Annotated in this window: 15 protein-coding genes; 3 read left to right on the top strand and 12 right to left on the bottom strand. The window is 72.0% G+C overall.

The genetic code is table 11. From position 1 onward, the window contains the following. Positions 1-330: 330 nt before the first annotated feature. Entirely contained in the window at positions 331-1,722 is a 1,392-nt protein-coding gene (locus tag GGE06_RS31520; protein WP_184932426.1) for an aldehyde dehydrogenase family protein, read from the top strand. 20 nt (positions 1,723-1,742) lie between these two features. Next, positions 1,743-2,822, top strand: a complete 1,080-nt coding sequence (locus tag GGE06_RS31525; RefSeq protein ID WP_116161817.1) for a Zn-dependent alcohol dehydrogenase — start codon at positions 1,743-1,745, stop codon at positions 2,820-2,822. Positions 2,823-2,869: 47 nt separating this feature from the next. On the opposite strand, the gene GGE06_RS31530 is transcribed toward GGE06_RS31525, so the two are convergent. The 10 genes from GGE06_RS31530 to GGE06_RS31575 form a co-directional block, all read right to left on the bottom strand. After that, on the bottom strand, positions 2,870-3,802 hold the full coding sequence (locus tag GGE06_RS31530; protein ID WP_116161818.1) for a PDR/VanB family oxidoreductase: 933 nt from the start codon (positions 3,800-3,802) through the stop codon (positions 2,870-2,872). A gap of 4 nt (positions 3,803-3,806) precedes the next feature. Beyond that, positions 3,807-5,258, bottom strand: coding sequence for a purine-cytosine permease family protein (locus GGE06_RS31535; protein ID WP_181924670.1), 1,452 nt, complete (start codon positions 5,256-5,258; stop codon positions 3,807-3,809). Beyond that, a complete protein-coding gene (locus GGE06_RS31540; protein ID WP_116161819.1) occupies positions 5,255-5,566 on the bottom strand; it encodes a Rieske (2Fe-2S) protein in 312 nt (103 codons plus the stop codon). The genes GGE06_RS31535 and GGE06_RS31540 overlap by 4 nt, the downstream gene beginning before the upstream one ends. Beyond that, positions 5,563-6,432, bottom strand: a complete 870-nt coding sequence (locus tag GGE06_RS31545) for an iron-containing redox enzyme family protein (RefSeq protein WP_184932427.1) — start codon at positions 6,430-6,432, stop codon at positions 5,563-5,565. The genes GGE06_RS31540 and GGE06_RS31545 overlap by 4 nt, the downstream gene beginning before the upstream one ends. Then, positions 6,429-7,235, bottom strand: a complete 807-nt coding sequence (locus GGE06_RS31550) for a dihydrodipicolinate synthase family protein (RefSeq protein ID WP_116161821.1) — start codon at positions 7,233-7,235, stop codon at positions 6,429-6,431. The genes GGE06_RS31545 and GGE06_RS31550 overlap by 4 nt, the downstream gene beginning before the upstream one ends. Positions 7,236-7,262: 27 nt before the next feature. Continuing rightward, positions 7,263-7,796, bottom strand: a complete 534-nt coding sequence (locus GGE06_RS31555; protein WP_184932428.1) for a DUF6190 family protein — start codon at positions 7,794-7,796, stop codon at positions 7,263-7,265. Next, positions 7,786-8,964, bottom strand: a complete 1,179-nt coding sequence (locus GGE06_RS31560; RefSeq protein ID WP_116161823.1) for an aminotransferase class I/II-fold pyridoxal phosphate-dependent enzyme — start codon at positions 8,962-8,964, stop codon at positions 7,786-7,788. The genes GGE06_RS31555 and GGE06_RS31560 overlap by 11 nt, the downstream gene beginning before the upstream one ends. A 220-nt stretch (positions 8,965-9,184) precedes the next feature. Next, positions 9,185-9,886: a DsbA family oxidoreductase gene (locus tag GGE06_RS31565; RefSeq protein ID WP_184932429.1), complete on the bottom strand. Its 702-nt coding sequence runs from the start codon at positions 9,884-9,886 to the stop codon at positions 9,185-9,187. Between the two features lie 35 nt (positions 9,887-9,921). Further along, complete coding sequence (locus GGE06_RS31570; RefSeq protein WP_184932430.1) at positions 9,922-10,722, bottom strand: MBL fold metallo-hydrolase; 801 nt, start codon at positions 10,720-10,722, stop codon at positions 9,922-9,924. A 73-nt stretch (positions 10,723-10,795) separates the two neighbouring features. Beyond that, positions 10,796-11,734: a DMT family transporter gene (locus GGE06_RS31575; RefSeq protein WP_116161826.1), complete on the bottom strand. Its 939-nt coding sequence runs from the start codon at positions 11,732-11,734 to the stop codon at positions 10,796-10,798. Positions 11,735-11,855: 121 nt separating this feature from the next. On the opposite strand from GGE06_RS31575, the gene GGE06_RS31580 reads away from it, so the two are divergent. After that, positions 11,856-12,524 (top strand): TetR/AcrR family transcriptional regulator, encoded by a 669-nt coding sequence (locus GGE06_RS31580; RefSeq protein WP_116161827.1) that lies wholly within the window; start codon positions 11,856-11,858, stop codon positions 12,522-12,524. Here the strand turns inward: GGE06_RS31580 and GGE06_RS31585 are convergent. Both GGE06_RS31585 and GGE06_RS31590 read right to left on the bottom strand, forming a co-directional pair. Next, positions 12,507-13,196, bottom strand: a complete 690-nt coding sequence (locus GGE06_RS31585) for a TetR family transcriptional regulator (protein ID WP_184932431.1) — start codon at positions 13,194-13,196, stop codon at positions 12,507-12,509. The two genes, GGE06_RS31580 and GGE06_RS31585, sit on opposite strands and share 18 nt — an antisense overlap. A 213-nt stretch (positions 13,197-13,409) precedes the next feature. Next, the gene (locus tag GGE06_RS31590; protein WP_116165620.1) at positions 13,410-14,324 is read right to left on the bottom strand and encodes a DMT family transporter; all 915 of its coding nucleotides are present in this window, start codon (positions 14,322-14,324) and stop codon (positions 13,410-13,412) included. Between the last annotated feature and the right edge of the window lie 29 nt (positions 14,325-14,353).

Raw genomic sequence — 14,353 nt, forward strand, 5'->3', positions numbered from 1 at the left:
GGTCCGGCTGCGGTGGGGCGGGCTCGGTCGGGGACGCTAGGACCGGGGCGTTACTGGGGAATTACTGACGGGGCCCGCGCTTCCGCCCCGCCCGTTGTGGGCATGCGTTCCGCGCCCGTCGCCCGTTGTGGCAGTCGTTCCGCTGGGGCGGGGGCCCCAAGCTCTCGGCTTCGTTCGAGCAGGGGGGACCCCCCTCGCCCCAGCGGAACGACTGCCCACACAGGGGTGAGACCCTGGGCACTCCCGCCGGCCCTGGCGTCTGAAAACTAACAGCGCTAGTTTGGGTCCCGCCCACTCGGACGACGCACCGGCAAGCTGAGGAGACAGCGGATGAAGGCCCACGACGCGATGTACATCGGCGGGGAGTGGCGCCCCGCCTCCTCCACGGACACCATCCCGGTCGTCAACCCCGCCGACGAGCAGGTCATCGCCCACGTCCCCGCCGGCACCGCCGAGGACGTCGACGCCGCCGTACGTGCCGCCCGCGCCGCGCTCCCCGGCTGGGCGGCCACCCCGCCCGCCGAGCGCGGAGCCCGTATCGCCGCCCTCCGTGACGCGCTCGCCGCCCGCGCGGAGGAGATCGCCGCCACCGTCACCGCCGAGCTCGGCGCCCCGCCGCAGCTCGCCGCCGCCGTCCACGCCGGACTGCCGATCGCCGTCGCCGGCAGCTATGCCGAGCTCGCCGCCACCCACCCCTTCGAGGAGGAGGTCGGCAACTCCACCGTCTACGCCGAGCCGGTCGGCGTCGTCGCCGCGATCACCCCCTGGAACTACCCGCTCCACCAGATCGTCGCCAAGGTCGCCCCGGCCCTCGCCGCCGGCTGCACCACGGTCCTCAAGCCCGCCGAGGACACCCCGCTCACCGCCCAGCTCTTCGCCGAGGCCGTCCACGAGGCGGGCCTCCCGGCCGGCGTCTTCAACCTGGTCACCGGTCTCGGCCCGGTCGCCGGGCAGGCGCTCGCCGAGCACCCGGACGTGGACCTCGTCTCCTTCACCGGCTCCACCGCCGTGGGAAAGAGGATCGGCGCCCTCGCCGGCGGCGCCGTCAAGCGGGTCGCGCTGGAACTCGGCGGCAAGTCCGCCAACGTGATCCTGCCGAGCGCGGACCTCGCCAAGGCCGTCGCCGTCGGCATCGCCAACGTCATGTCCAACTCCGGCCAGACGTGCAGCGCCTGGACCCGGATGCTGATCCCCGCCGACCGGTACGAGGAGGCGGTGGCGCTCGCCGCCGAGGCCGTCGCCAAGTACGTCCCCGGCGAGCGCGTCGGCCCCCTCGTCAACGCCAAGCAGCAGCAGCGCGTCCGCGGCTACATCGAGAAGGGGATCGAGGAGGGCGCCCGGCTCGTCGCCGGCGGCCCCGAGGCCCCGCGCGAGACCGGCTACTACGTCTCCCCGACCGTCTTCGCCGACGTCACCCCCGAGATGACCATCGCGCAGGAGGAGATCTTCGGCCCCGTCGTGTCGCTCCTGCGGTACGAGGACGAGGACGAGGCCCTCGCGATCGCCAACGGCACCGTCTACGGCCTCGCCGGTGCCGTCTGGGGCGAGCCCGGGGCGGCCGTCGCCTTCGCCCGCCGCATGGACACCGGCCAGGTCGACATCAACGGCGGCCGCTTCAACCCGCTGGCCCCCTTCGGCGGGTACAAGCAGTCCGGCGTCGGCCGGGAGCTCGGCGCGCACGGCCTCGCCGAGTACCTCCAGACCAAGTCCCTGCAGTTCTGAGCGCAGAAGGAGCGAACAGCGTGATCCGCGCCGCCGTCCTGCCCGCCATCGGCTCTCCGCTGGAGATCACCGGCATCGAACTCCCCGAGCCCGGACCCGGTCAGGTCCGGGTCAGGCTCGCCGCCGCCGGGGTCTGCCACTCCGACCTGTCCCTGTCCAACGGCACGATGCGCGTGCCCGTCCCGGCCGTCCTCGGCCACGAGGGCGCGGGCACCGTCGTCTCCGTCGGCGAGGGCGTCACCCACGTCGCCCCCGGCGACGGCGTCGTCCTCAACTGGGCGCCGTCCTGCGGCAGCTGCCACCCCTGCTCGCTCGGCGAGGTCTGGCTCTGCGCGAACGCCCTGACCGGCGCCGCGAACATCCACGCCCGCACCGAGGACGGCAGGGACCTCCACCCCGGCCTCAACGTCGCCGCCTTCGCGGAGGAGACGGTCGTCGCGGCGAACTGCGTCCTGCCCGTCCCCGACGGCGTCCCGCTCACCGACGCCGCCCTCCTCGGCTGCGCCGTCCTCACCGGCTGGGGCGCGGTCCACCACTCGGCCCGGGTCCGGGAGAACGAGACCGTCGCCGTCTTCGGCGTCGGAGGCGTCGGCCTGGCGACTCTCCAGGCCGCCCGGATCGCCGGGGCGTCGACGATCGTCGCCGTCGACGTCTCGCCCGAGAAGGAGGCACTGGCCCGGGCCGCCGGGGCCACCGAGTACGTCGTCGCCTCGGAGACCACCGCCAAGGACATCCGGAAGCTGACCGGCGGCCAGGGCGTCGACGTGGCCGTCGAGTGCGTCGGCCGCGCCGTCACCATCCGCACCGCCTGGGACTCCACCCGCCGCGGCGGCCGCACCACGGTCGTCGGCATCGGCGGCAAGGACCAGCAGGTCACCTTCAACGCCCTGGAGATCTTCCACTGGGGCCGCACGCTGGCCGGCTGCGTCTACGGCAACTCGAACCCGGCCGTGGACCTGCCGGTGCTCGCCGAGCACATCCGGGCCGGCCGCCTCGACCTCGGCGCCCTCGTCACCGAGCGGATCACCCTGGACGGCATCCCCGGCGCCTTCGAGAACATGCTCGCGGGCAAGGGCGGCCGCGCCCTCGTCGTCTTCTGACCGTGGCGAGGACCCGCACCGGCCCCGGGCCGGTGCGGGTCCGTCCGTCACAGATCGAGCACGAGACGCTCGCCCCGCGAGCGCCCCACGCAGATCATCATCGTCGTCCCCGAGGCCTTCTCGTCCTCGCCGAGGACGGTGTCGTGGTGCTCGGGCGTCCCGGCGAGCACCTTCGTCTCGCAGGTGCCGCACCAGCCCTCCTCACAGGAGTACGCCACACCCGGCACCACCTCGCGCACGGTGTCGAGAAGGGTCCGTCCGGGCTCCACGCGCAGGGTCCGCCCGGTCCGCCGCAGCTCGACCTCGAACCCGCCCTCGCCGGAGGCCCGCTCCACCGGAGCCGCACCGAACCGCTCCACGTGCAGCGGTCCCGTCCACCGGTCCTCGACCGCCCGCAGCAGCCCCTCCGGGCCGCAGCAGTACACGGCCGTTCCGGCGGGCTGCTCGGCCAGGACGGCGTCCAGATCGGGCAGCCCCTCCGTGTCCTGCGGGACCAGCGTGACCCCGGGGAGTGCGGAGAGCTCCGCGCGGTACGCCATGGAGGCGAGGCTCCGGCCGCCGTACAGCAGGGACCACGAGCCCGGGGGCAGGGAGCGGACCATCGGGAGCAGCGGGGTGATGCCGATGCCGCCCGCCACGAACAGGTACCGCTCGGCGGGCACCAGCGGGAAGCGGTTGACGGGGCCGCGGACGCCGAGGACCGTGCCCTCCCCGACCGAGGTGTGGATCTCCTCGGAGCCGCCCCGGCCGGCCGGCTCCCGCAGCACCCCGAGCCGGTAGACGCTCCGGTCGGCCGGATCGCCGCAGAGCGAGTAGTGCCGGACCGCCCCGGACGGCAGCGTCACCTCCAGGTGCGCGCCGGGCTCCCAGGGCGCGAGGTCGGCGCCCGTGGGATCCGCCAGGAGCAGGCCCCGTACGCCGTCCGCCTCCTCGGTGACCGAGCGGACCGTCAGCCGGACCGTCGACATGGCGTCGGACATCGCATCACCTCGAAGCTCGTGTCGGCGGAAGCAACGGCTCCGGCCACACCCGGCACAGCACCCCGTACAGCACGGCGGCGACCAGGAAGGAGGCCGGCAGGCTCAGGTCCACGCCGCCCGTGAGGCCGGTCAACGGCCCGGTGTACAAGGGGTTGTTGACCCAGAGGACGCCCACGAAGGCGCCGACCGCGAAGGCCGCGGCCGCTCGCGGGTTGACCCCGCCGGTGTACCAGTACCGCCCGCCGCCGCCCGTGGTGAACGCCCGCAGCGCCTCGGCGTCGTACCGGCCCCGGTGGAGCACGTACCCGACGGAGAGCACGGCCGCCCAGGGGGCCACGACGGTGAGGAGCAGCGTCACGAACGCCGACATGGCGTCCATGGCGTCGTACACCACCGCCCCGAGGTACAGCACGGCCGCCGCGAGCAGCGCGACCACCGTGGTCACGGCGGCCCGCGAGGAGCGCCAGAACACCGAGTTGGCGGAGAGGCCGGCCGCGTACAGGCACAGTCCGGCCTGCGGCAGGGTGCCCGCGAAGCCGAAGAGCACCACGGCCACCGCGAACCAGCCCGGCACCGCGTCCGTGAGGCCCTGCAGCCACGGCTCGTCGGGCACGGGGAAGAGGGTCGTCACGTACGCGCCGGTGAGCAGCGCCGCGAGACTGCTGAGGAACATGGAGATCCCGCTGGCCCGCACCACCCGGCCGGTGGGGGTGGCGGCCGGCATGTAGCGGGTGTAGTCGCCCTGGAAGGTGGCGTACGACAGAGGCACGGTCGCGGACGCGGTCGCCGCGAGCAGCCAGGTGTGCAGGGTGCTGTCGAGTGCCAGGGGCCCGCCGGCGTACCCCGGGTCGAACTTCGGCGCGAGCACGAGGGCCGTGCCGAGCAGGATCGCCCCGCCGGTGACCGCGGTGATCCGGTACGTGCGGACCAGGGTCTCGTGGCCGCGCACGGCGACCAGCGCGACCGCCGCCGCGGTCACGAACATCGCGACGGTCAGCGCGCCCGGACCCGTCGGCGTGGAGAACAGCCGGTGCCCGGCGACCATGACGGCCGTGCCGCCCGTCCACACCGCGATGGCGAAGAAGCCGAGCGCCGTCACCACCGTGATGATGTTGCCGACGACCCTGCCCCGCACCCCGAAGTGCGCCCCGCTCGACACCGGATCGTTGGTGCCGGTGCGGACGCCGAACCGGGCGAGCGGCGCGAGCAGCGCCGTCCCGACGGCGACGCCCACGGCGATCGCGCTCGCCGACGTCCACCAGCCGAGACCGAAGACGACGGGCAGCGCGCCGAGCACCACCGTGCCGAAGGAGAACTGCGCGGAGGGCCAGATCCAGCCGAAGTCGCCCGGGGTCGAGGTGCGTTCCTCCTCGGGCACCGGCGCGATGCCGTCGTGGTCGACCGCCGCACGGGGCGGCGTCACGCTGGACGCCGCCCCGGTCGGTGTGGTGGTCATGAGGCGCCCCCGGCGAGGTCCTCGGGACGGTCCTGGCCGGGCAGCACGTCGACCACCCGGAGGGCGGCGCAGGCCGCCCCCGAGGTGCGCTCGCCGCTGGTCAGGTCGAAGGTCGTGTGGTGCAGGGGGCAGGTGATCCGCAGCCTGTCCCCGTCGACCCTGCCGTACTTGAGCCGGCCCCCGCGGTGGGGGCAGACGGCGGCCGCGAGGACCTTGCGGCCGCCGACCTCGACCAGGACCAGGTCCTCGGTCACCTGACGGACGACGGGCTCGCCGGAGCCCCGCCGCCCGGCGGGCACGGCCGTCATGCGACCGTCTCCCGCGCCAGCGCGATCGCCGCTTCCTGGGCCTCGCCGACGATGTCGGAGGCCAGCCGGACGCCCGCCCAGATCTTCGCGAAGTCCGGCTCGTCGAGCGCGCGGATCGCCGTACGCATGTGGTTGGAGTGGTACGAGTCGATGTACAGGTGCTCGGTGTAGTAGGCGTCGTGGACGATCCCGAGGCGCCGCGCCGCTCGGGCGAAGCTCTGGAAGGCGTACAGGACGCTGGTCTCGAAGTAGGCGTACGCCCCGAGGAAGTACTGCGGGGACGACGCGCGGCTCGCCAGCCAGTGGAACATGTTGACGTACGCGTAGCACTCCGGGGTCGTCTCGTCGAGGTAGTCGTCGAGCTCCAGGCTCATGTCGAACTCGGTGAGCAGGTCCCGGTAGAGCTGGGAGTGCGCCTTCTCCTCGTTGCCGCAGCCGAGTTCGTCGATGAGGACCCGGAAGACCGCCATCGCCGAGCGGTACGGCAGCCGGGGGACGACCGGCAGCAGCGACTCGGACTCGGTGAGCCCGTCGAGCGCGAACTGCCGGACGATCACCTTGAACTGGTCGAGCGTCGCGTGTTCGGCGAGGAAGGTCGCGCTCTCCGGGAGCGCGGCCTCCTCCTCGGCGAGGAACTCCTTGAGCGCCTGGAGCAGTTCGCCGGCCGAGCCGAACGCGGGGGCGGAGTCCTCGTAGGCCCGCGCCTTCGGCAGGATCCAGCGCTCCTCGATCGACGCCATCGAGCCGTAGTCGCCGAGGTTGGGCACCCGCCGGTAGAGGGAGTGGAGTTCGCGGTGGGCCGTCACGGGCGGGGTCGCGAAGGAGCGCGCGGCCACCGGGACGGGCGAGGCGGGGGTGGTGCTCATGCCGCCTTCGCCTCCTCGTGCGTGGTGGGGGAGCTGATCACACCGCGGGTGTGCAGCTCCTTCTTGACCCAGCGGTACCAGTCGTCCTTGAAGACGCCGTACTTCTCGCAGACCGTGTTGATCTCGGCCTGGCGGTCCGGGGTCGGGTCGACCAGCATCGCGTTGCACAGGGCGGGCTCCAGGTTGGCCAGCGGGCCGATGAAGCCCTGGATGCCGCGGGCGTCGACGAGGAGGTTCTCCCAGCCCTCGAAGACCGGGATGCCGGTGCCGGCCTCGGCCATCCTGCGGGTGAAGGCGGCGTCGCCGCTCGACTCCTTGATGCCGACGATCCCGGGGATCTCCTTGCAGATCCGGATCAGGGTCTCGAACTCGATGCGATTGCCCGACAGCGCCTCCTCGTTGTAGAGGAAGATCGGAATGTCGAGGGCCGCGCGGATCGCCTGGTAGTGCTCGACGATCTGGTCCTGCGTCACGTCCGCGCCGAACGGCGTGGTGACGACGACGGCGTCGGCGCCGATCTCGGCGGCCGTGCGGGCCCGGTCGATCACCGAGGCGGTGTCGGGCAGCTGGATGCCGGCGAGCACGGGGAGGCCGGCCGCGTGCTTGACCGTGTACGTGACGACGTCCTGCCACTGCCGGGCGTCGAGCTTCCAGCCCTCGCCGGAGGTCAGGGCCGGCATGAGGCCGGTGACCTCGGCGCGGATGTGGTCCAGGAGCCGGACGACGCTCTGCTCGTCGACGGTGCCGTGCTCGTCGAGGGGCGTGATCAGGGGGACGACCGTACCGGAGTAGGTGTCAGGCATGAGTGGGGTGCCCTTCGGAAAAGGTCTTCAGAGGGTGTCGGAGTCGACCGTCAGCACCAGCGAGCGCCGGTAGAGGTCCTCCAGGTACGCGGGGAACGAGGGCTCCGCGGTGGCGCCGACCGGCACGACGGGCAGGCCGGTCGTGCGGAGCAGCCGGGGGCTCGCCGTGTGCAGCTCCCCGCCCCGGCCGATGACCTGGGCGAGCAGCAGGCGCTCGTGCGTGGGCAGGCCTTCGAGCGCGGGGGTGGTGAAGGCCTGCCGCAGGTCGTCCTCGTCGTACGGGACGCGGTCGATGGCCAGGTCGGTGTGGAGGACGTCCATGAACGGGTAGTACTCGTCCTGGATCTTCCGCTCGTAGCCCCACACGAGGTCGTCGCAGCGGCCGACCTGCTCCCAGTTCATGACGACCCGGCCGGCGTCCCCGGCGGCCAGCCGGCCGGCGAAGAAGGCCTTCGCGCCGGTCCGGACGGCGTCGTCCGTGCTGTGCATGCCCATGAAGAGCGTGGCGTCGATGAACACCGTGGGGGCGTGGTCAGTCGCGTCGGGGGCGTCAGGCCGCATAGCGCTCGAGCACCTTCCGCATCCGCTCCATCGCGCCGGCGAACACCTCGGGCTCGCGGGCCAGGGCCAGGCGGACGAAGCGCTCGCCCTTCTCCTTGGCGTTCCAGTAGAAGAAGGTGCCCGGCAGGACGTACACCTCCTCGTCGAAGAGGACGGCCTGGAGCTGGGTGGCGGTCAGGTGCTCCGGCTTGATCCGGAACCAGGCGACGCTGGTGCCGACGACCGGCTCCTGGAACTCCAGGATCGTGCCGTCGAGGGCGGCGCGGGCGGCGTCGCCGTTGGTCTTGATGATGTCGCGGACCGAGGCGAAGCCGTCCTCGATGGAGTCCTCGATGTACTGCGTGACCATGTTGAGGACGAACGGCGAGACGTTCAGCAGGACGCTGGTGTGGAGGTTGTAGACCTCCTCCTGGATGTCCCGGCTGGCGGTGATCATGGCGCACTTGGCGTCCTGGATCGGCCAGGTCTTGCCGGTGTCCTCCATGACCATGTAGGTGACGCCGGACTCCTCGAGCAGCTTGTAGATGTCGACGCGGCCGATGCCCTCGTCGCACAGCGCGAAGGAGGCGAAGCAGAAGTCCATCACCAGGACCTTGTCGTGGTCCACGCAGTAGCGGACGACCTCGCGGAAGCCCTCCAGCTTCTCGGCGAGCAGGGTGAAACCGGTCGGGTTGTTCGGGTCGACCAGGTAGATCGCGTCCGCGTGGACGGCCTCGACCAGGCGCTCGTAGATGGAGTCCTTGTCGTGCAGCACGGACTCGTCGACCGGTCCCAGCGGCACCTGCATGTTGCGCAGCAGGTCGACCAGGTTGTCGAAGCAGGGCTCCACCAGCTGCACGGACATCCCGCGCTGCTTGAGGAACATGCCGGCGACCATCGTGGAGACGCTGGCGGAGTAGGAAAGGAGGGTGCGGTCCATCGCCCGGGCGGTGGGCTGCTGGTGCAGGCGGAAGAAGGCGTCGACGAACAGGCGCTCGAAGTGGGCCTGCTGCTTCGACTCGGACTCGTGCCAGAGCTCGGGGAGCCGCGAGACGATCTGCTCCTGCGAGGCGGACTGACGCTGGTGCGTGTGGGCGTCGGCCAGGTTGAACCGGGTCTTCAGCGCCTCGATCTCGTGCTGGGTGAGGTCGACGAAGGTGCTGACGTCTGCCTTGTCGGTCAACGACATGAAGAACTCCCGCTGTCGATACGAAACTCGTCCGGAATTCCGGCGGCGTAAACGACTGTAGGAGCTTCGAGCGGCCTTGCGAATAACGGCCGGGTCACGCAATTAATAATCACCGCGATGTTCTGCGGAAGAAAAAAGGGAACGACGGCCAGGCATTCCTCGAAAAAGGAATGCCTGACCGTCGTTCCCATTATGTGGCCGCCGGCGGCGGCTTATACGGTTATTCCGTGGCGGCCCGCAGCAGGATGTCCTCGTACACCTTCGGGTCGTCGGAGGCGATCACCGGCCAGCCGATGCCGTACGCGCCCTCCCAGCCCACGTCGATGCCGGGGTTGGCGTGGTCGGAGCCGTCGGGCAGGAACAGGTGGGGGCTGCAGTTCACGCGGTCGCTCTTGGACAGCGCGGCCTGGTCGGAGAGGGCCCGGCGGGCCCGCCCGTCGTCCAGCGCTTCGGTGAGGGCGTCGACGTCGACGGCGCCCGTCTCCGCGGCCACGTCCAGGATCACCTTGCGGTGGCTGATGCACCGCGACTCGGCCCAGAAGGCCCGGCGAAGCCCGAGGTCGAGCTGCTCCGAGGCGTTCAGGCTCTGCTCCTTGGCGGCGAGCACCGCCTCCAGGGCGGGCAGCGTCGTCGAGGGGTACAGCCAGTCCTTGGCCTGCCACAGCTGCCAGCCGGCGGCCGGCTCCAGGCTGGCCATCCGGGCGACCTCGCTGTCCGTGCCCGGGCGCGGGCTCGGGGCGTCGTTCAGCAGTTCCAGCGGGAAGGCGCGCAGGTCGAAGGAGACCTGCTCCTCCAGGCCGAGGCGGGCCCGGGTGGCGTGCAGCCGGTGGATGGCGATGTGCGCGAAGGAACACCAGATGTCGGAGAAGACGGTGACGACTCCGCGCGGCGGGGTCAGATCGGCGGTGGTCGGGTCGGACATGGTTCTCCTCGGTTCAGGTGCGGGCGGAGCGGTGCTCAGCCGGCGGTGGACTCGTGGGCGTCCAGCGCGGCCTCGAGGTCGAGGTCGGCGCCGGGCAGCCAGGCGGGCAGGGACGGGATGCGGGCCATCGCGTCGAAGAGCCGGGGCACGGCGCTCTCCTCGACGGTCGGTCCGTGGGCGCTGAGCAGCCGCGCGGGGCGCAGCGCGGCAAGGTCGTGCACGGGCTTCAGGAACTTCGCCTCGTCGACCAGCGCGGTCCACGGGGCAATGGCACGGTTCAGGACCTCGAAGCCGTGGAAGAATTCCTCCTCGGAAAGGTCGGTGAAGTCCTGCTGAATTTCTTCGACGACGGTGCCGAAGCTGTCGGAGCTGTAGAGCGTTCCATCGGAGTGGTCGAACACGGCGAGCGTTCCGGGTGAATCGAAGGTGGGCGGCCGGTGAAAACTCAGCTCACGATCGCCGACTTTCACGCGACTTCCCGGGTTCGCGGTTACTACCCGTTCCTGCGGAATGCTGAACTCTTCGGATATTCGCGTCAGTGATATCGCGTTGGCGAGCACCTTCGCGTTCGGCGCGGCGTCGAGGATCGCGCGGAGCGCGCCGGTGTGGTCGCGGTCGTCGTGGGTGACGACGACCCAGCGCAGATCGGCCGGGTCGATCAGCTTCCAGAGGGAGTCCAGGAAGCCCTCCCGGTCGACGGGCATGCCGGTGTCCACGAGGAGCGGCTGTCCGGACCGTACGAGGAAGGCGTTCACCGGCTGGTCGCCGAGGCCGGGGATGGGCAGGGCCGAGGGGAGGACGTGGATGTCCGGCCCGGCGGAGTAGGTCGTATCCATGGCAAACCTTTCGTGACGCACCGAGCGGGCCGGGGGCCCCCGGGCGGGGACCCGGGGGAGACGCCGGCCTCGGTCAGACGAGCTGGATGGTCAGGGAGCCGGCGATCAGCAGGGCGAGGCCCAGGGCGCGCGGCTTGGTCAGGGACCGCTGCGGGAGCTTGAACAGGCCCTTGTGGTCGATCAGCGCGGAGGTCAGCTGCTGTCCCGTCACGGTGAGGGCGATGGTCACGGCCGCGCCGATGGTCGGGATGAGCAGGAAGGTGCCGGTGACGTACGCGGCGGCGCAGGCGCCACCGAGCCAGCCCCACCAGGGCATCTTCTTCAGCGGGGCGATCTTGGGCTTCGGGGTCTTCCGGGTCGCGTACAGCACGAGCAGGACGACGGCGATGGTGAAGGTCGCGACGGCGAAGCTGATCACGGCGACCGTGATGGGCTGCTTCAGCTGGGCGCGCAGCTGGGCGTTGACCGCGCCCTGCACCGGCAGCACGCCGCCGGCCACGATGCCGAGGACGAGCCAGCCGACGCGGCCGGCGCTCGACATCTTGGGGGCGCCGGGAGGGGCGGCGGCCTTCATGCCCCGGATGATCACGACGATGCCCGCGAGGACGGCGAGGGCGCCGAGGACGATGCCGACGCTCAGGTCCTTCTGCTTCAGGCCGAGGAGGCCGAAGAGGTCGAGGGCGAGCGAGGCGAACATCTGGCCGGTGACGAAGAGTCCGACGGCGGCGAGGGCGCCGAGCCGTGGGAACAGCAGGATGCCGCTGGTGATGTAGAGCGGGCTGGCGAGTCCGCCGAGCAGCTGCCACCACTCCACGTCGGGCAGTTTGCCGAGCGCGCCGAGCGCGCCGGCGGCCACCGCGAGCACGACGAGCAGCGTGGTGGCCACGCCGAGCTGGATGGTGGAGGCACCGTACGGGGTGCCGACGGCCGCGTTGAGCTGGAGGTTCACCGAGGCCTGGACGGCCAGGAGGCAGCCGACCAGCAGGGCCGCGGCGAGGAGCGCGGTGTGCATCTGGATCTCCCTGGGGCGGGATGGCGAGCGGATAAGTGGACACTGAGTCCGTTTAGCATGCCACGCAACATGGCAAACGGACAAGGTGTCCACTTAGCTTCAGGGGAAGTAAGGTCGATCCATGAGCGACGACGAGCAGCGAGGTCGTGGAGCCGCCTCCGTGCACCGGGTCGGCGGACTCCTCGGTGATCTTCAGTCCGCGGACGACCAGCCGGTCGCCCCGCGCAGGCGCGCCGACGCGGAGCGCAATCGCGCCCAGATCCTTTCCGCGGCCGAGCAGCTCTTCGCCGAACAGGACCCGCGGTCGGTCACCATGGGGGAGATCGCCAAGGCCGCGGGCGTCGGCCGCGCCACGCTCTACCGGAGCTTCCCCGACCCGTCCTCGGTCGCCGTGGCGCTGCTCGACGAGCACGAGCGCCGGCTGCAGGGGCAGCTCATCTACGGACCGCCGCCGCTCGGACCCGGCGCACCCGCCGGGGAGCGGCTCGCGGCGTTCTACCTGGCGATGCTCGATCTGCTCGAACGGCATCTGCCGCTGGCGCTCGGGGCGGAGACCGGCCCGGCGCGGTTCCGGACGGGCGCGTACGGATTCTGGCGCGTCCACGTCCGGACCCTGCTGGTCGACCACGGGGTCGAGGACCCGGACCCGCTGATCGACATCGCGCTCAGTCCGCTGTCACCCGAGCTCTTCCAGTTCCAGCGGCACCAGCTCGGCCTCTCGGCCGAGCGCATCGGAGGTTCGCTGGCGGTCTTCGCCCGCCGGCTCCTCGAGTCAGGAGGCGGTCGCTGACCTGCCCTCCGAAGGCGCCTTCGACGGCGCCGGGGCCGCCGGGTGGACGAGCCCCGGCAGGATCAACTCCCAGATGCGGCCGAGCCGTTCCTCGGCCGGATCGTGCAGGGCGCCGCTCTCCGTCGGCCAGGGCCCGTCGGACGGCGCGCTCGGACGGCGCATCTCCAGCTCCACCCCGGTGATCACATAGCCGATCAGCGCCGCCACCGCCGTCGCGTCCACGCCCGGCCGCAGGGCGTTCTCCGCCACCGCGTACCGCGCGAGCCGGCACACCTCGCGCCGCCAGGGGCACTCGTGCCCGGGGCCGGGGCCGGTCGGCTGCAGCTCGCGGGAGAGCCGTTCGCCCGCCCGCGCGACGGGATCGGTCTCGAAGAGCCGGATCAGGGCGTGGGTGGTGATCACTAATTTGTCGATCGCGGTGCCGCCCACGCCCTCCGTGGACAGGCAGGCCGACTCGACCGTGACCCGCGTGACCGCGCGGGCCCGGCAGCGCACCGCGGTCGCCAGCTCCGCCTTGGTCGCGAAGTGGAAGACGAGGGCGCCGGTCGTCAGCCGGGCCTCGCCGGCGATCCTGGCGAGCGACGCCCGCTCGTAGCCCACCCTGTCGAACACCTGCGCGGCCGACGACAGGATCGACTGTCTCGTCCGCTCCGCCCGCTGCTGAATCGCCATGAGCTCCCCCGTGGACTTGCGAGAAGGGCCGGAGGGTTGTGTTCCGGCCCGCGCCTGTGACCGTCTCGAAACTATCCGGCCGGGGGGCGGTGAAACGCGGTGTTCCGTCCGGGCGGCCGGAACTGGGGCTTGACACCCGTCTTCCTCCCAGGTCGCGGGCGCCCGCCCCGCACGGGCCGCCCGCGAACTGACCGGAACCGGAGGTATGACCTGTCAGGTGGATTCGGCCGTTCCGGCGGTCGCGGCGGCCCGCGCCCGGGAGCGGGATACGGCCACGCCCGCGAGGCACAGCGCACCCCCGGCGAGCGTCAGCAGACCCGGCAGCTCACCCAGGAACACCCAGGCGAGGACCACCACGAGGGCGGGCACGGCGTACGTCGTCGCGCCCATCCGGCCCGCGGTCGTACGGGCGAGGGCGTACGCCCAGGTCGTGAACGCGAGAGCGGTCGGGAACACCCCCAGGTAGACCATGTTCAGGGTCGCCGACAGCGGGGCCCGGCCCACCTCCTCGACCAGCTGCCCGGCGAACGGCAGGCAGGCCGCCGCGCCCACCAGACACCCGAAGGCCGTCACCTGGAGCGCGCTGCCGTGCGCGAGCGCCGGCTTCTGGGCCACGACCCCGCCCGCGTACGCCATCGCCGCGAGCAGGCAGAGGGCCACCCCGAGCACGGAGGCGTGGCCGCCCGAGCCGCCGCCGGACATCGACAGGCCGACGGTCACCGCACCCGCGAAGGAGACCGCCATGCCGGCGAGCAGCCGGGGCGGCAGCGACTCCTTGAGGAACCGCGCGCCGAGCAGGGCGATCAGGATCGGGCCGATGTTCACGACCATCGCCGCCGTGCCCGCGTCGACCTCCTGCTCGCCCCAGTTCAGGACCACCATGTACACCCCGAACCAGAGCAGCCCCGAGGTCACGATCCCCGGCCAGGCGGCTCGCGGCGGCAGCCCTTCCCGTCGTGCGAGCAGCACGGCCCCGAGCACCAGCGACCCGGCGAGCAGCCGGCCGAGCGCGAGTGCGCCGGGGGAGTAGGCCGCCCCGGCGCTGCGGATCGAGACGAAGGCGGAGGCCCAGAGGACGACGGTGACACCGGCGGCGCCGAGCGCGAGCCGGGAGGATTGCTTCTGCATCCCCCGACGGTAGGCCGCGAACGGTTCGG

Source organism: Streptomyces nymphaeiformis (assembly GCF_014203895.1).
Lineage (GTDB): Bacteria > Actinomycetota > Actinomycetes > Streptomycetales > Streptomycetaceae > Streptomyces > Streptomyces nymphaeiformis.